The organism is Azospirillum sp. TSH20, assembly GCF_003115935.1.
GTDB lineage: Bacteria > Pseudomonadota > Alphaproteobacteria > Azospirillales > Azospirillaceae > Azospirillum.
The window spans coordinates 15,876-32,176 of sequence record NZ_LGQU01000010.1 but is presented as its reverse complement, the minus strand read 5'-3'; the positions used below and the strand labels follow the sequence as shown (position 1 = coordinate 32,176).

General features: G+C 67.9%; 17 protein-coding genes. 9 read left to right on the top strand and 8 right to left on the bottom strand.

All coding sequences use genetic code 11. The annotated features are described in order from the left end of the window. The 3 genes from TSH20_RS03220 to TSH20_RS03210 form a co-directional block, all read right to left on the bottom strand. A partial coding sequence (locus TSH20_RS03220) for a sialidase family protein (protein WP_109073367.1) occupies positions 1 to 974 on the bottom strand: 974 nt, incomplete at its 3' end. Positions 975 to 1,032: 58 nt separating this feature from the next. Then, on the bottom strand, positions 1,033 to 1,356 hold the full coding sequence (locus TSH20_RS03215) for a type II toxin-antitoxin system PemK/MazF family toxin (protein ID WP_109073366.1): 324 nt from the start codon (positions 1,354 to 1,356) through the stop codon (positions 1,033 to 1,035). Beyond that, positions 1,353 to 1,565 (bottom strand): antitoxin MazE family protein, encoded by a 213-nt coding sequence (locus TSH20_RS03210; RefSeq protein WP_109073365.1) that lies wholly within the window; start codon positions 1,563 to 1,565, stop codon positions 1,353 to 1,355. Before TSH20_RS03210 ends, TSH20_RS03215 begins: the two co-directional genes overlap by 4 nt. Before the next feature lie 210 nt (positions 1,566 to 1,775). Between TSH20_RS03210 and TSH20_RS03205 the strand changes: the two genes are divergently transcribed. Then, positions 1,776 to 2,765 (top strand): hypothetical protein, encoded by a 990-nt coding sequence (locus tag TSH20_RS03205; protein WP_109073372.1) that lies wholly within the window; start codon positions 1,776 to 1,778, stop codon positions 2,763 to 2,765. A 14-nt stretch (positions 2,766 to 2,779) separates the two neighbouring features. Here the strand turns inward: TSH20_RS03205 and TSH20_RS03200 are convergent, their stop codons facing one another. After that, a complete protein-coding gene (locus tag TSH20_RS03200; RefSeq protein WP_109073364.1) occupies positions 2,780 to 3,733 on the bottom strand; it encodes a glycosyltransferase family 2 protein in 954 nt (317 codons plus the stop codon). Positions 3,734 to 3,782: 49 nt separating this feature from the next. Next, positions 3,783 to 7,370 carry a glycosyltransferase gene (locus TSH20_RS35590; RefSeq protein ID WP_158281943.1) on the bottom strand — a complete coding sequence of 1,196 codons (3,588 nt, stop codon included), beginning with the start codon at positions 7,368 to 7,370 and terminating at the stop codon, positions 3,783 to 3,785. Between the two features lie 310 nt (positions 7,371 to 7,680). On the opposite strand from TSH20_RS35590, the gene TSH20_RS03185 reads away from it, so the two are divergent. The 4 genes from TSH20_RS03185 to TSH20_RS34860 are packed head-to-tail and all read left to right on the top strand — an operon-like array spanning position 7,681 to position 9,098. Further along, the gene (locus TSH20_RS03185) at positions 7,681 to 7,926 is read left to right on the top strand and encodes a type II toxin-antitoxin system prevent-host-death family antitoxin (protein WP_109073363.1); all 246 of its coding nucleotides are present in this window, start codon (positions 7,681 to 7,683) and stop codon (positions 7,924 to 7,926) included. Then, the gene (locus tag TSH20_RS03180) at positions 7,923 to 8,306 is read left to right on the top strand and encodes a type II toxin-antitoxin system VapC family toxin (protein ID WP_109073362.1); all 384 of its coding nucleotides are present in this window, start codon (positions 7,923 to 7,925) and stop codon (positions 8,304 to 8,306) included. Before TSH20_RS03185 ends, TSH20_RS03180 begins: the two co-directional genes overlap by 4 nt. 28 nt (positions 8,307 to 8,334) lie before the next feature. Further along, positions 8,335 to 8,943 carry an NUDIX hydrolase gene (locus tag TSH20_RS03175; RefSeq protein ID WP_109073361.1) on the top strand — a complete coding sequence of 203 codons (609 nt, stop codon included), beginning with the start codon at positions 8,335 to 8,337 and terminating at the stop codon, positions 8,941 to 8,943. Positions 8,944 to 8,954: 11 nt separating this feature from the next. Beyond that, positions 8,955 to 9,098 carry a hypothetical protein gene (locus tag TSH20_RS34860; protein WP_158281942.1) on the top strand — a complete coding sequence of 48 codons (144 nt, stop codon included), beginning with the start codon at positions 8,955 to 8,957 and terminating at the stop codon, positions 9,096 to 9,098. Between the two features lie 39 nt (positions 9,099 to 9,137). Here the strand turns inward: TSH20_RS34860 and TSH20_RS03170 are convergent, their stop codons facing one another. Then, on the bottom strand, positions 9,138 to 10,295 hold the full coding sequence (locus tag TSH20_RS03170) for an RNA-guided endonuclease TnpB family protein (RefSeq protein ID WP_109073360.1): 1,158 nt from the start codon (positions 10,293 to 10,295) through the stop codon (positions 9,138 to 9,140). A gap of 259 nt (positions 10,296 to 10,554) precedes the next feature. Here TSH20_RS03170 and TSH20_RS03165 point away from each other — a divergent pair, with 259 nt between their 5' ends. The 4 genes from TSH20_RS03165 to TSH20_RS03150 all read left to right on the top strand — a co-directional run bounded on the left by TSH20_RS03165 (position 10,555) and on the right by TSH20_RS03150 (position 13,577). Beyond that, on the top strand, positions 10,555 to 12,483 hold the full coding sequence (locus TSH20_RS03165) for an alkaline phosphatase PhoX (RefSeq protein ID WP_109073359.1): 1,929 nt from the start codon (positions 10,555 to 10,557) through the stop codon (positions 12,481 to 12,483). A gap of 151 nt (positions 12,484 to 12,634) precedes the next feature. Beyond that, positions 12,635 to 12,838 (top strand): hypothetical protein, encoded by a 204-nt coding sequence (locus TSH20_RS03160; RefSeq protein WP_109073358.1) that lies wholly within the window; start codon positions 12,635 to 12,637, stop codon positions 12,836 to 12,838. 236 nt (positions 12,839 to 13,074) lie between these two features. After that, the gene (locus tag TSH20_RS03155) at positions 13,075 to 13,296 is read left to right on the top strand and encodes a hypothetical protein (RefSeq protein WP_109073357.1); all 222 of its coding nucleotides are present in this window, start codon (positions 13,075 to 13,077) and stop codon (positions 13,294 to 13,296) included. Positions 13,297 to 13,355: 59 nt separating this feature from the next. Then, positions 13,356 to 13,577 (top strand): hypothetical protein, encoded by a 222-nt coding sequence (locus TSH20_RS03150; protein WP_109073356.1) that lies wholly within the window; start codon positions 13,356 to 13,358, stop codon positions 13,575 to 13,577. A gap of 4 nt (positions 13,578 to 13,581) precedes the next feature. Here the strand turns inward: TSH20_RS03150 and TSH20_RS03145 are convergent, their stop codons facing one another. Beyond that, positions 13,582 to 15,084, bottom strand: a complete 1,503-nt coding sequence (locus TSH20_RS03145) for a glycosyltransferase (RefSeq protein WP_247871234.1) — start codon at positions 15,082 to 15,084, stop codon at positions 13,582 to 13,584. 38 nt (positions 15,085 to 15,122) lie between these two features. Beyond that, positions 15,123 to 16,289: a lysylphosphatidylglycerol synthase transmembrane domain-containing protein gene (locus TSH20_RS03140; protein ID WP_247871233.1), complete on the bottom strand. Its 1,167-nt coding sequence runs from the start codon at positions 16,287 to 16,289 to the stop codon at positions 15,123 to 15,125. Between the last annotated feature and the right edge of the window lie 12 nt (positions 16,290 to 16,301).

The following is a 16,301-nucleotide window of genomic DNA, read 5'->3' as shown; positions in this document are numbered from 1 at the left end:
GGGTCGTAGAGGCGGGCGCGCACGCCGTAGGGTGCATGGCGGTAGCCGCCGACCAGCAGCAGCCGGCCGTCCGGCAGCGGGCAGGCGTCATAGGGATGGCCGACCACCGTCTGGCGCCGCCACGGTTCCCAGCTGTGGCCCAGATCGGTGGAGCGTGAAGTCGCCAGATGGTCGTCCAGCCCGGTGGTTCGGTGGAAGGCGTGCAGCACGCCGTCGGCGTCCAGATGCAGCGCCGTCTCGCAGAAGCCGGCCTTGGCCTCGGGGTCGATGGCGATAATCGCCCGATGGACCCAGCTCTCCCCCCGGTCGGTCGAGGCGAAGAGATGGCTGGCATAGGTGCCGGTGGAGGGGTGGTGGGTGTAGCCGGTCTGCAGGATGGTGCCGTCCGGCGCCTCCACCGCCCGGCCGCGCACCGCCCCACCGAAAAAGGGCCGCTGTCCCGGCACGATGTCGGGATGGCCGGGCAGGGGGGGCAGGTCGCGGTGCGGCGTCCAGCTCCGGCCGCCATCGTCGCTGTGCCGGCTGTAGCCGCCCCAGAAGATGTAGAGGTCGCCGGTCTTCTGCGGATTGCCGGTCAGCCCGATCCCCAACGCACGCAGCGCCTCCCCTTGCGACGATGGCACCGGATACCAGCAAAATCCGGTCAGCAGGATGCGGCCGTCACGCAAGCTCAGCAGGCTGGCGTCCTGGTCGGCCGCCTGCGGATCGGGAGGCAGGGGCATCTCCTCCCCCAGTGGTTTGGCCTCGGGGCCGAGCCGCAACAGCACGGTCTGCGAACGGGAATCGAGATGGTCGACATGGTTGAAGCCGGTCTCCCCCGCCCGGAATGTAGCCCCGCGCAGCCAGCGATGATCGCGCGCCCGCCGGAAGGCCAGCAGCACCGATCCGTCTCCCACCGGGGTGAGCGACGGGAAGGACGCATAGAACCGCGGGTCACGGTACAGCACGCGATGCTCGACATCGGTCATGGCCATCGGGTTCCCTACTCCCTCCTTGAAAAACAGCAGCGAGCCTGCACAAGGACAAGTCTGCTCAGGCCAGCCCGATCCAGAGAAGGAACGCCCGGTTGACCGCCAGCATGCTTTCATCCTCCAACCGTCCGAACGCCTCCCCGATCTTGTCGCGGGCGATCGTCTGGACCTTGTCGACCATCACCTGCGAGCGTTTGCGCAGACCGTTGCCCGGAGTCGGATCGACCGACAGGCGGAACAGCGGCGCGTCCACCAAGGCGCTCGTGATCGGCAGGATGGTGACGCTGGGATGCCCGTCGAAAAGGTCGGACTGGATGACCAGTACCGGACGCGGCTTGCCGTAGTCACCCTGCAAGGCGACTGTCACCAGATCGCCGCGCCTCATTCCCAGCCCTCGATGTCGCGAACCACGTCCAGCCAGTCCATCGTCTCCTGCTCCTGCGGCGTGTCCCGGACCAGCAGAGACTGGCGCCGGCATTCGGCGGCGAAGCCGGGCCGGCGGGTGTCCGGCACCCAGATCTGCAACGGCCGCAGCCCGGCGGCACGCAGGCCGTTGCGATGGCGCTGAACGCGGAAGGAAAGCGGCGTGGGCATGGGCAGGCACTTCCTTGGTGTTACATGTAACATTGATCGTCCGCCGATCCTGTGCAAGCCCAACCCCAATAAACCCGCCCCTCTATAGACCCGCGACCTCGTGCCTCAGCAGCAGTGCGGTGCGGCGATGCGGATGCGCCTTGAAAGACTGACACCCTTGTGGAGAGTCTTCGTCACAGAGAATTCTCCTTCCACGCGGTGTCGCATCCCATGGCGTCCTCCTTCGTCCCCGCCTCCGCCTCCGTCGGCAGCTTTCTGGACAATCTGCGCACGCGCATCGCATCGCCGCGGGCCTACTGGCGCAAGGCGAAGGCCGATCCGCGCTACGCCATCTACGACATCCTGCCCATCGTCACCGATCCAGTCCTGCGCGACCGGCTGGCGGCGCTGATCGCGGCCCGGCGACCGCACACGCCGGGCTTCTACCCGTCGCTGGAGGCGCGGGACTGGTGCCGGACGCTGGAGACGGACGGCATCACCCCGCTGCTGCCGCCGATCGACCCGGCCGTCGTCGCCGACTTGCGCAGCTATTTCGAAAACACCCCCTGCCAGGATCCCTTCCGTCCGCATCTGGGCTGGTTCCGGCCCAACAGCCCGCCCAGCCCGGAGTCCAACATGGGCTATCACGGCGTCGACCAGATCCTGCGCGCCCCCCATGTGCTGGCTCTCTTCAACGATCCGCAGGTGCTGGAGACGGCGGAGCTGTATCTCGGCTGCAAGCCGATCCTCGACAACATCGGCTGCTGGTGGTCCTGGGGCGGGGAGAGTTTCGGCGGACGGGAGGCGGCCAAGGGCACCCAGCGCCACCACCGCGACCTGGACAGCCTGCGCGGCTTCAAGCTCTTCTTCTACCTGACCGACGTGGACGAGGACGGCGGCCCGCACATCTTCGTCAAGGGCAGCCACCGCAGCCGCCTGCTCTCCACCGGCCGCGCCCTGAGCGACGCGCAGGTGGAGGCCGCCTTCGGCACCGCCGGCACGGTGACGATGACCGGCGCGGCCGGCAGCCGCTTCCTGGGCGACACCTACGGCGTCCACAAGGGTGCCCTGCCGCGGCGCGGCCGCCGCCTGCTGCTGACGGCCCAGTACAACGTCAACCGCACGCCCCACGGCCCGACTGTCCCGACGCTCGACCGCCGCTGCGCCGATGTGCCGGATGGGCTGGATCCCTTTGTGAACCAGATCTACGTCGCACCCTGAGAAGACCGGATGCATCAGTACATGTTGGACGCCGCCGCGTAGCCGAGCTGGTAGTAGAGGCCCGCCATCGCCTGCAGACTGGCTGGGTCCAGCGCCTGCACGTCGAGCGCCATCAGCTTGCCCAGGCTGAGGTTGAAGTCCTGGGGCAGCTTGCTCAGACCATAGCGGCGGTGGGCGATGTAGTCGGAGGTGCCCTGGAAGAACATCCGCCGCAGGACCCAGGCCTTGTCCAGCCGGTCGGGATGGATGCGGTGGGACACACGGGCGCCCGGCACGTAATAGACGGTGGCACCACCGGCGCGCAGGGCGGTGAACAGCATGCCCTCGCTCGCCATCAGCCCGTCGCCGCTGCGTCCCACATCGGTTGGAAAGCCGCGGCCGTCGAGCAGCCGCTTGCGGAAGGCGCAATTGCCTTCGCCGAACCATTCACCCGGTTTCAAAAACCGGGATTCCGTGTCCCAGCCCCAACGGCAGGAGAAGACGTGCAGCAGCCCGTCGGTCAGCCAGTCGGGACGGGGATGGCTGCCAAAATCGGGATCGACCTCGCCGGCGACCATGTCGACGGCTGGATCGGCGAAGGGCGCCGTAAGCCCCTCCAGCCAGCCGGGAAGAGCCTGTTCGTCATCGTCGATGAAAGCGACCAGCGAGGCGGCGGCCAGGGTGACGCCGCGGTTGCGGGCGAAGCCGACTCCGGTCCTCTCCTCCACCACATGGTTCAGGCTGCTCCCATGCCTGGCGAAGGTGGGGCGCCACCGCTCCACCACCAGCCGGGCCTCCTGCTGCGGGCCGTTGTCGATCACCAGGATCTCATGGGATCCGCCGGTGGCCGTCTGCCCGACCAGACTGGCGAGGCAGAGGTCGAGCAGGTCCGGCCGCCGGTAGGTGCAGACGATCACGCTTGCCGCAAGCCCGGAGACCGCATGGACGCCGTCAGATAAGAAATGGTCGGGTATAGACTGATCAGGCATAGGGAACTCCCGGACAGGAAGGACGGGATCGGACTCTTCCGTGATCGGCTCAGTGATCGGCGTGGACGATGCGCAGGTCCGGCAGGCCCCAGGCGGTCACGCCCATATCCTTGGCCATCATCGCCAGCCCCTCGGTCTCGATGTAGCCGCAGTGGCTGTAGGGAGGGAAACACAGTCCCTCGCGGTGAAGGTCCGCGCGCACCAGCAGCGCCGTGCCGCCCACCCCGTCCAGCGGTACGATCTCCTCGCCAACGAAAGCATCCAGATAGAGCCGGCCCGCGCCGCGCGGCGGCTGGAAAATGCCATCGACCAGATGGCGCGGATCCTCCTCTCCTGTCAGCCGGAAGCTGTTGAGGTCGAAGGTCCGTCCGTCGGGCAGGACGCAGTGGGGAACGGCGATATCGCGCCCGGCGGCGAGCAGACGGGCCAGCAGGTCCGGCGGATGATCGATCAGATCGGCGTCGAGCCACAGCACCCAGTCCTCGTCACCCAGCGCGCCGGCCAGCAGCCGGTTGCGCGAGCGCGCCAGCAGTTCCCGCCGCCGCCGCTGGATTTGCGGCGTCCAGCGGGGCTCCTCGGGCCGAAATCCGTAGTCGTGGCGCAACAGCGTCACCCGGCGATAGCGCCGCTGAAGCTCCGGCAGCCTTGCGGCCAGCCAGTCATGGGTGCCGTCACGACTGTCCCCCTCCAGGAAGCCCAGCGACAAGCGGGACGGATCATGGTCGAGCCGGCCGAGCAGCTCCAGATAGCGCGGCAGATGGGAGACGGCGTCCTTCACCGGGGTCAGCACCAGCACGCGCTCCGCTCCCCGCCCGGTCACCCGCCCTGCCCCGAGCCCCGTCCGCGCGGTCTCCGGGGTCCGGACAGCGGGAGAGGGCGAAGGCCCGGCCGGCCGGCGCGACCGCGACGCCATCAGGACCGACAGGCGGTCGCGCATCCGGGCTCCGACCACCTCCGGGCTGAAGAGGGTCCGCATTCTGGCGGCGGCGCGCGCACCCACCGCGCGGGCCTCGTCGGGATGGGACGCCACCCGGCGCATCAGCCGGGCCGCCACCTCCAGGTCGGGATCGGCCCAGACGGTGCCGCGCCGGTAATAGCCGTCGTCCGCCTCCAGCATGACGGTACGGCAGGGCACGAGACAGGCCGTGTCCGGCGTGGTGATGTCCAGGGTGCCGGAATAGGCGGTGGCGATGACGGGCTTGCCGCAGGCCATCGCCTCGGCGACCGTCAGCCCGAATCCCTCCGCCCGGTGCAAGGAGACATAGGCATCGCAGGCCGCCATCAGGGCGGCGGTCCGCTCCGCCGTCCAGGGTTCGTTGATGATGCGGATGTCCGGCCGGCCGCCGGCCAACGCCTCCAGCGCGCGGCGCTCGCCGTCCGTCAGCTTCTTCGCTTTGATGATCAGCAGGGTGTCGGACGCGGCGTCGGGGAAGGCGGTGCGGTAGGCGCGGATCAGGCCAGCCGGATTTTTGCGCGTGACGTTGCTGGTCGCGTCGAACAGGAACAAGAAGCAGACCGTGCCGTCGGGAATGCCGAATGCCTGCCGGCCGAATGCGGGAGGCCCCTGCGGCGGCGCCACAGCATGCGGCATGGCGATCACCGGCACCGGGACATGCGGCGCCACCGCGGCGGCGGTGAAGCTGCTGGGCACCCAGACCTCGTCGACCAGCGGCAGGCACTCCCGCCAAGGCTCGGGAATCCCCGCCGACGCCTCCCAGGCCCAATAGCCGATGGTGAAGCGGCCGGACAGCCGCTGGGGATCAAGACGCGGATCGAAGCGGGGATCGAGGCGGCGAGCGTTCAGCGACTGACGCAGGGCATCCGGGTTGGTGTGGACCACCGTCACAGCGAAGGCATCTGCGGCGGCGGCATTCTCCACCCCCTGCGATGGCACATCGGACAAGGCAACGGGGTGGGTCTCGTCGAGCGGCATGTCGATCACCGTCACCGGCAGCCCCGACGCCCGCAGCGCGGCCACCGTCCCGCGCACGGCACTTCCCAGCCCGATCGCCGCGCTCAGGTGCCCGGCGACTTCGACCTCGATGTCCGCTTTGGGCGGGATGGACCTCATGTCCCCCGCATCGTGCAGCGCCACCTCACGGTAAGCCTCCACCGGCAGGCGCTTGCCCATTTCCTCCAGCACAGCGCGGCACCGGTCGCCATCGAAACGGGCGGTGGCCATCTGCCAGTGAACTTCGAAATGCGGGGCGCCGAAGGTGTTGCCGCCATGGACGACGTAGGTGTAGAGCCGCGGCAGGTCCATCCGCACGACGCGGGCGCTGCGGCGCAGCTGCTCGACCACCGGCGTGTCCTCGCCGCGACGAAGGGCCGGATAGCGCGGCATCGCCGCCTTCTCGCACAACAGCGAGCCTTCCCAGTCCCGCTCGCCGGACACCGCCAGCCGGCCCTCGGCCGGCCACCAGATCATCCAGCGGCCGAGCAGGCAGGCCTGCGCGCCGGCGGCGGCCAACACCCGCTGCTGCATCTCCAGCCGGCAGGGGTCGTAGAGGTCGTCGTCGTCCCACTGGCAGACATAATGGCCGGCCGCATGGTCGACGGCGATGTTGCGCAGTTCGCCCAGCGTCCCACCGCCCTGCCGGCCGGCCGCATCGACCCGGATCAGACGAACGTTCCGGCACCCGGCGGCGCGGATGGCGCGCTCCAGCGGATCGTCCTGCGGCAGCGCCGGGCTGTCGCAGACGATGACCAGTTCGCGGTTGGGATAGGTCTGGCGCGCGAAGCAGCCGATGGCAACCTCCAGCAGCGCCCTCCGCCCTTTGGTCACCATCAGGCAGGAGATCAGCGGCAGCCCCTCCGCCTTCGCCACGGAGCCAGAAGCGGAGGAGCGGGCCCTCTCCGGCCGGCCGTCGGTCACCACCGCCGCGACCTGCCGGGGCAGGCCGGCGCCGGGTCCGGCAGCGCGCCCGGCATCGCCGCGGAACCAGGTGCCCTCCCAGTAATGGACGGCATAGGCCCGGCGGGTCGCCTGTTCCCAGAAAATGGGATCGAACAGGCGGCCGGTCCAACAGTCCTCCTTGGTCACGGGGTAGAGCAGGTCCGGCGGCAGCACCGTCACCGCGGCAGCACCTTCCCGGTCATAGGACGCATGGGCGCGGGTCAGTAGGAAGGGGCCGGTGGCGTCCAGCACGTCGGCGCTGGACCGCGCCTCGACCAGCCGGTCCAGCAGATGGTCCCAGAAGGGATGGCCGGGCACCGACGCCAGGAAGGACGGGCACAGGATGCGGGGAAGCCCGCGCTCCACCGCCTTCGCCAGCCTGCCATGCTCCTCCGGCTCCAGCCCGACGACGAAGCTCCGGCCCTCCAGCAACCCGTCGATCGGGCGCAGGCATTCGAAATCGAGGTCGGCATAGACCCCGCCGAACCGGCGCAGGATCAGGTAGCGCGCCAGATCGATCCGCGCGATGGGATCGGCATAGCCGTGGAAGACCGGCAGCAGCGCCGGATGCTCCTCCGCGATGAAGCGCCCGATGTCCTCGTCGGTCCAGAACAGGTACTCGAATCCGGGATTGCGCTCGATCCAGCTGCGCTGCAGCGCCTGGAATTCCGGCGGAACGTCACGTGTCTTCCAGGTCTGGTGGATCAGGCGCGGGATCGGGGAACGGGAGTCGGTGCGCATGCTTCTTGATGAAAATGGAACACGAACCGATACGCATTTTGCCGAAGCAGCTCAATGCGAATGGATGATCGGAATCATTCTGTCGCAATTTGTTTAATCTGACACACGCCATTAGAGAACAACACTCCTATTCTTTCTACAAAATCCCTTCTCATTCCCCCAGACATCGCCTCACAACTGGAAAATTTTCATCAAAGCATGTTGAAATTATCAACCACGCCTAGGGAATGCACCGTCACGTTATGATATTAGCTAAGTTGACTAAGACGAGGTCGACGTCTATGATTCTTGAGAAAAATGGAGGGGCTGGATGCGGCAGGTCACCATTCATGCGGCCAAGACCAACCTGTCCAAGCTGATCGAGGCGGCACTGCGCGGCGAAGAGGTCGTCATTGCCAAGGGAAGCAAGCCCGTCGTGCGGCTGGTCCCGGTTTCCCGCGGGGCATTCACCATCGGCCTGCTGAAGGGCAAGCTCGGCACCGGGCCGGACTTCTTCGAACCGATGGACGATGCCGATCTCGACGGCTGGGAAGGGGAGGCCTCCGGGGCTCCATGACGGCGGTCCTCCTCGACACCCATGCCTGGGCCTGGAGCCTGTCCGGCGATGCCCGCTTGTCGAAGCCGGCGGTCGCCGCCATCGCCGCGGCAGACATGGTCCTGGTCAGCCCGATCACCTTCTTTGAAATCGCCCAGAAGGTCCGGCTCGGCAAATGGCCGGAGATGGCGCCCTTCGTGGAACGGCTGGATGCCCTGCTGACCGACCAAGGCGGGCTTGTGGCCGGCTTCGATCCTGCGGTCTGCCTGATCGCCGGCATGATGGACTGGACCCACCGTGATCCTTTTGACCGTCTGTTGGCGGCCACGGCGATGCATTACAAGCTGCCGCTGGTCTCCGCCGACGCGGTCTTCGACGGCATCGTCACGCGGCTGTGGTGATCGCCCCCATCACGGAACAGGCCATTCCATGCCCGGACACCGCCCTTACCGCCTGCATCGCCCCTGGACCGTGCTGGGCAGCCGCGAGCTGCTCGACGCCGATCCCTTCCTGAAGGTGCGGGTGGAGACGGTGGAGCTGCCGGACGGCCGGCGGATCGACGACTATTACCAGTTCGACCAGCCCTCCTTCGCCTGCATCTTCGCCGAGATGGCGGACGGGCGGATCGTCACCTACCGCCAATACCGCCACGGCCCGCGCAAGGTCGGTCTGGTCTTTCCCGGCGGCCACCTGTCCCCCGGCGAGGAACCGCTGGCCGCAGCCAAGCGCGAGCTGATGGAGGAGACCGGGATGGAGGCGGAGCGCTGGACCGACCTCGGCGCCTACATCGTCAACGCCAACCAGGGCGGGGCTTGGTCGCACATGTTCCACGCCACCGGTTGCCGCCGCGTCGCCGAGCCGATCGTCGACGACCTGGAGGACACCGAGATCCTGCACCTGACAAGGGCGGAGCTGCTGGAGGCCATCGGCCGCGGCGAGATGCACCTGCTGACCCAGATCGCGCTGGTCAGCATGGTCTGGCAGGCCGACATCGCGCGGGTGCTGTCCCGTCCCCACTCCCCAGACACAGCCGGTTGAGGAAAAGCCCGATGACCCGCTTCGCCCTGTTCCCCCCGATGGCCGCCCTTCTGCTGACCGGCGCCCTTGCACTCCTAGCCGCACTCCCGGCCGCCGCCGAGCCGATGAAGGGCCGCTACGAGCTGCGCTGTCAGGACCCGCAGACCCGGCAGTGATCACTCCGCCGGCTAAAGCGCGGCAGCTTCTCGGACAAGCTACGCGGCAACCCGCCCGCTTGGCGTCCGAAGGCCCGATCCAGGCCTGAATTTGTTGTGCCCGAAGGCCCGGAACTCGATGACGGACGCGGCCGCCACGTCGCGGTTTTCGACCAGACCGCAGTCCGGGCACCGGTGCACGCGATCGGCCAGGGTCTTTTCGACCTTGGCACCGCAGCACGGGCACTCTTGCGATGTGCCGCGCGGATCGACGGCGACCACCAGCTTACCGGCTCTCTCGGCCTTGTAAGCGATCAGCGCCATCAACAGGCCCCACGCAGCGTCCAACACGTCCTTGGCCAGCATCGAGCGGGCCAGGCCTTGAATGGTGAGGTCTTCGACCGCGATGCGGTCGTAGCGGGCGACGATGTCCGCCGCCAGCTTGTGCAGGTGATCGGCGCGGCGGTTGGCGGTCTTGCGGCTGTAAGCCGCCAGACGCGCCGTCGCCTTCTTCCGGCGTTTGCTCCGTAGATTCGGTTTGCGGCTGCGAGACACCGCCCGCTGGCGCTTGCGCAGCCCCTTGGCGGCCTTCTTAGTCCAGTTCGGCCGCTCGACCAGAGCGCCGTCCGACAGCGCCACCAGCGCCGACAGTCCGGCGTCGAGGCCGACGGTGACCGGCCCGGTCACCGAGTGCTCCACCGGCGCATCGAGCTGGAACACGACAGACCACTTGCCGGCCTGACGGGTGATGACGGCCGCGCCGCACGCCGCCCCCGGCGGCCAGTCGCGGTGCCATTTGACCTTCACCAAGCCTGGAATCCCGACGATCGACAACCGCCGCCCCGGCTTCATCGTCAGGCCATCACCAAAGCGGAAGTCGGCCGCGTGAAAGCGGGCGGACGCCTTGAAGCGCGGAAAGCCAGCCTTGGCGCTACGCTTCACACGACCGAAGAAGGCATTGAAGGTCTTGGTGAGCCGGCGCAGCACCTGCTGCTCGGCTGAGAACGAATAGTTGCCGAGTTCCGGCACCTCGGTGCGCAGCAGCTTGAGTTCGTCGGCCTGGGCCTTGTAGGTCAGTGAAACGCCCTGCCGGCGATAGGCCTCGATGCGCTGTTGAAGCCCGGCGTTGTAGAGCTGGCAGAACCAATACAGCATCTCGTCGAGCGCTTCGCGCTGACGCCGGTTCGGGTGGATGCGGTATTTGTAGCTGAGAAGCATAATCGCCATACTGTTCGGTGTTTGTTCTGATATATGTCCGCCCGAGCGCTCCGCAAGTTTGCGGGCCAAATTCTCCGGCCGGCTAAAGCGGGCAGTCCCCTTCGGCGTCCATGATGGGAGCCGACCGTCAAACTGTAACATCCCCGCTGTAGCTTCCCGACGCTCGCCAAGACCAAGGCGGCGCCGAACGGGCTTCAATGGCCGATGGCGCCGCTCATGCCAGCCGCTTGCCCTGATGAGGGTTCGGGAGACACCAGCCATGACCAACTTGCCCGTCCAGCTGCCTGAAACGTCGCGCCGTTCGGTGCTCCGCGCCCTTGCCGGGCTGCCGCTGCTGCCGGTCGCCGGCATCGGCGCCGGCGAGCTGCTGTTCGCCTCGGGCGCCGAGGCAGCATCCGCCAAGGGCGCGCCGGTCGCCGTCGAGTTCGTCGGCATGGCCGCCCCCACCACCGCCGCCGCGCAGGCCAAGACCACGGTCGAGTCCAGCATGGTCGTGACCTGGGCCGACGGCTCCAAGCAGAGCTTCGCGCTCGGCTACCAGCCGCTGTTCATCACCGGCGATATGGTGCCGGACGGCAAGGGCGGCACGATCCTGGCCGGCGGCTATACCGACATCAACGGCAAGCCGATCCTCGATCAGTCGATGGCAACCCCGGCGCCGTTCTTCTCCGACTGCCCGGACGGCTGCAACCTGCTGGCCCCGATCCCCGGCGCCAAGGTGGCGGGCGTGACCGGCAACACCCTGTTCGCCGTCGTCCAGTTCGAATACGCCACCCGCGATTCCAAGGACGCCTCGATGTACGGCAAGCTGCCGTCGCCGATCGCCGTCCTGACGCTGGACCAGAACAAGGAGACCGGCGCGCTGAATCTGGTGCAGTACCACAACGTCGACACCAGCCCGGCGCACGGCCTGTGGATCACCTGCGGCGCCAGCCTGTCGCCCTGGAACACCCACCTGTCGAGCGAGGAGTACGAGCCGGACGCGGCGGCGCTGGACGACCAGTTCCGTGCCTACAGCAAGAACCTGTTCGGCGACGAGACCAAGGCCAACCCCTATCATTACGGCCACCTGCCGGAAGTGACGGTGAACGCCGACGGCACCGGCAGCATCAAGAAGCACTATTGCCTGGGCCGCATCTCGCACGAGCTGGTGCAGGTGATGCCGGACGAGCGCACCGTGCTGATGGGCGACGACGCCACCAACGGCGGCCTGTTCATGTTCATCGCTGATCAGGCCAAGGACCTGTCCGCCGGCACCCTCTATGCCGCGAAGATGGAGCAGGAGGCCGGCAAGGACATCGACAAGGGCGGCGCCTTTGCGCTGAAGTGGGTCAAGCTGGGCCACGCCACCAGCGCCGAGATCGAGAAGCTGGCCGACAGCCTGAAGGCCGCCGACATCGTCGAGGTGAAGAAGGAGGATCCGAAGGACCCGTCCTTCACCGCCATCCCCTTCAACGGCAAGACCCAGTGGGTCAAGTTCAAGCCGGGCATGGAGAAGGCCGCCGCCTTCCTGGAGACCCACCGCTACGCCCCCACCGTCGGCGCCACCCTGGCCCTGACCAAGCTGGAAGGCGTCACCGTCAACGCCAAGGACAAGACCGCCTACATGGCCGTGTCCTACATCTACAAGACGATGAGCGACGGCAAGAGCGGCATCAAGGTCGACAAGATCAACGCCGGCGCCGTCTATCAGCTGCCGATGAAGAGCGGCCAGACCGACATGGCTGGATCCGCCATCGCCAGCGACTGGGTGCCGGTGCATTTCAGCGCCGTCCCGGCTCTGGTCGGCCGCGACCTGGCCACGCCGGACGCGCTGGGCAACACCGCCGACGCCGACCTGATCGCCAACCCCGACAACCTGAAATTCTCCGAAAAGCTGCGCACGCTGTTCATCGGCGAGGACAGCGGCAACCACGTCAACAACTTCCTGTGGGCCTACAACGTCGAGACCAAGACGCTGGCCCGCATCCTGTCCTGCCCGGCCGGTGCGGAGTCGACCGGCCTGCAGGCGGTCGACGACGTCAACGGCTTCTCCTATGTCATGAGCAACTTCCAGCATCCCGGCGACTGGGAGAAGGGGCTGCACGACAAGGTGAAGGACAGCCTCGCCGGGCTGATCGACGACGCCTACCGCAACCGCCGCAGCGGCGGTGTCGGCTACATCCACGGGCTGCCGCAGGCTGTCTGATCGTGACGGGCCAACGGGGCGGCCTTTGGTCGCCCCGAACGATTTTATCGGTTATGCCCTCTATTTTGAAACACAATCCTTGATTCGCTTACAAAAGCTTTCTGGATTATGCTCGCACGCTTCCGATCATCTCCCATCCAAGGGGGCGGCGATGTCCTATGATTTCGAGCGCGAGCGGTATGAGCGGCGGCGCCGCCGGGTTCGCGAAGCCCGGCGGGAGTATGAGGAGGCCATGGAAGCGGCGGTCCAAGTCCCTCCGGTGCTCAGCGACACACTGGTCCGATGGAATGCCGCCTTCACGGACGCCTTGCGGCTTTGGGACCAGAGCCATGACTGGCGCCTCTACCGCTCATGACGATAAGGCCCCGGGACTTTCCGGGGCCTTTTTTCCGGCCGGCTTCCGGAGCCGGATCCTCATCGAAAGAAGTAACCCTACCGCAAAATCACCCCATCGGGTTTTTCTTGGAAGTGGTAATCATCAATCGACCTGAAACCAATCGGTGATCTTAACATCTCGTTAACTGGCCGGATGGCTCAATAAGCTCATCAGAACGGGCAGAAGCCTCCGCCACGAATACAGGGATCGCCACCATGTCCAAGACCGATTGCGCCGCCAACGTCTTCATCTCTGCTTCCCTGCACCTGGATGTGGTCGACGAATTCATCGCGATCACCCAGTCGAAGCTGGACGGCGCCACCAGCGATTTCACCCGCGACAGCCTGACCGACCTGCTCTCCGGCCTGACCGAGCAGCGCGAGACCTACCGCACCGTGCTCGCGGCCGTTCAGCCCGCCAACGCGCTCGCCGCCTGATCCGACTGCTCCAGTCCGCTCCCTCTGCGCCGCCCCCTCCTCCGCGAAAGACCGCCATCATGACCGCCCCCATCGCCGCCCCGATCGCCAAGGACGTCCTCGCCTCCGCCACCCTGCATCTGGACGTGCTGGAGGAGTTCATCGCCGTCGTCCGCCGCCGGATGGCGTCGGCTACCGACAGCTTCGCCCGCGACAGCCTGAACGACCTGCTGCTGAGCCTGACCGAACAGCGTGACAGCTATCAGGCCTTCCTGCCGCTGGCCGCCGCCGAGCCGGTGTGAGGGCTTAGAACGCCTTCAGCTTCTTCCAGGCGAACACCACCATGCGGGCCAAGAGCCAGCCGTGGGTGAATCGGGAGATCTGCGTCTCGCCATAGCTGCGGTCGGCGTAGCGCACCGGCACCTCGACGATCTTCAGGTTCTGCTTGGCGGCGCCGAAGATCAGGTCGAAGTCGCCGAAGGGATCGAAATCGCCGAAGTAATGGCGGTTGGCGACGATGGTCTCGTAATCCTCGCGCCACAGCACCTTGGTGCCGCACAGCGTGTCGGTGAAGCGCTGGTTCAGCAGGAAGGAGAAGATGCGCGCGAAGGCCCGGTTGGCCAGGAAGTTCAGAAAGCGCATCGCCTCCGGCGCCATCGGGTAGACCAGCCGCGTGCCGTTCACGAACTCGCCGCGCCCCGACACCATCGCCTGATAGAATTTCCCCATCGTCTCCGGCGGCACCGTCAGGTCGGCGTCGAGGATGATCAGGATGTCGCCGCGCGCAACGGCGAAGCCGGCGCGCACCGCGTCGCCCTTGCCCTTGCCGGGCTGCTTCATGACCTTGATGTCCCAGTCGGGATAGGCGTCGCGGACGCGCAGGCACTCCTCGTAGGTGTTGTCCTGGCTGTTGCCCTCGACATAGATCACCTCGATGTCGGGGGCGAAGCGGGGCAGGCGGCGGATGGCGTTCTCGATGTTGCCGCGCTCGTTGCGGCAGGGGATCAGCACGGTGACCGAGGCCGGCTTGCCGTCCACCGTCACCGCCTCGACGGTGGGCTGCGGCCGGGCGACGACATAGTTGCGCACGCACAGCCGGCGGATGCCCGGCAGGGGCGCCACGTAGCGGTTGACCAGCGTGCCCAGCCCGAACAGCCGCTTCGGGATCAGCTGGCGCCATTCGCGGCGCACCGGCTCCCAGCCGGCCAGATCCAGCAGGTTGACGATGTCGCTGGTCGACAGCCAGTTCTGCTGGCCCTGCGGCATGCGCATCCCGAGATTCTCCGCCGCCCACAGGATCGGCTCCCAGACGCGGGAGTGATAGCTGACGATGATGCGGGTCTTGGGATTGGCGACCCGGCGCAGCAGACGCAGCGTCTCCTCGATGTCGTCGAGGAAACCGATGGTGCCCGACAGCAGGATGTGGCTGAACGGTCCCTCGATGGCGTCGATGGTCGCCGGATCCTCGGCGTCGGCGGCGATCAGCTCCAACTGCGGATGGCGCGCCTTGGCCACGGCGATGGTCGCCGGGCTGAGGTCGATGCCGACGCCGCGCGACGGCTTGAGATCCGCCAGCGTGTCGCCGACGCCGCAGCCGATCTCCAGCACCGTCGCCCCTTCCGGAATCAGGAAGCGCAGATAGGCGCGGTCGGCGTCATGGAAGGCGCGGTTGCGCTCGGCCCAGCGGTCGCGCAGGGGGGCCATGGCGTCGAACAGCGACCGGATGCGCTGCTGGCGCGGGGAGAGGCCGCGCGTCCCGGCGGCCGCGGGGGCAACGGGGGCAGACGTGTCCGGCGTGGCGGCATCCATGGAAGCGCTCCGGGAAAGCGTCGGGGTCGGCTGGTCGGTCATCGGGAGAAATCCGTGGGAAAGGCGTCGGGTCCGCCATGAGACGTCGGGACAGCCGTCCGGGCGGCGGTCTCGTTGCGCAGCAGCAGCCAGAACAGGCCGCCGGGCAGCGACAGGACGGCGATCGACAGCCCGATCAGCAGCGAGACCAGAAGGGCCGCGTCGGCGTCGAAGCCGAGCAGCGCGAAACCGGCGACCATCGCCCCCTCGCGCACGCCCCAGCCGCCGAGCGAGACGGGCAAGGCGGCGGCGACGATGGCGGCCGGCACGATGGCCAGCCCATCCAGCCAGCCGAGCGGCAGGCCGACCGAGCGGGCGAACAGGATGGTGGCGGTGATGGTGGCGAGATGGACGCCGATGCTGTGGCCCAGCGCCGCCCAGGCGGCCGGGTTGCCGGCCATGGCGCGCAGCTGCGCCACCGCCCCCCAGACGGTCCGCCCCAGGGCGCCGTCGCGCAGCCGCTTCGGGATCGGCAGCCGGTCGCGCGGGATGCGCCCGGCGAGCAGCAGCAGCCCCATGGCGACGGCCAGGACCAGCGCCCCGGCCAGCACGGTGCCGGCGACGGCGGGCGGCGCCACCGCGGCCAGATGCGGCAACCCGACCAGCCCGATCAGAACCACGCCCAGCAGCGCCATCAGCCGGTCGACCAGCAGGGCCAGCATCACCGGCCCGGCCGGGTGGCCGAGCCGCCAGGTGAACCAGCCGCGCAGCAGGTCGGCCCCGACCGATCCCGGCAGGATCTGGCCGACGAAACCGCTGGCCATCTGCAGGCGGAAGGCGGTCCAGCGGGTCAGGGAGAAGCCGGCGGCGCGGCCGACCGCCCGCCACCGCTGCGAGGCGAAGGGCAGGGTCAGCGCCTTCACGGCGAAGCCGGCGGCGAACAGCCACGGATCGGCGGCCGACAGGCGCGCGGCGATGCCGGCCCAGTCGGCCCCGGCGGCGAGCGCGCCCAGCACCACGACCGTCACCGCCAGCTTGACCAGCAGCGGCCACCGCCGTCCGGACGGCTTCCCCGGACCGGCCTTGTTCGGACCGGGGCCGGAGTCGGAACCGGGCTTCGCCGATTGGACGAAGGGGGTGTCGAGAAGAGCCTGGGCCATCATCCCCGCATGGAAATCCGGGTGCCGCGGGACAGCGGCGCCGAACGGGCCGTTGTAACGGCTCACGCTTGGCTTGTC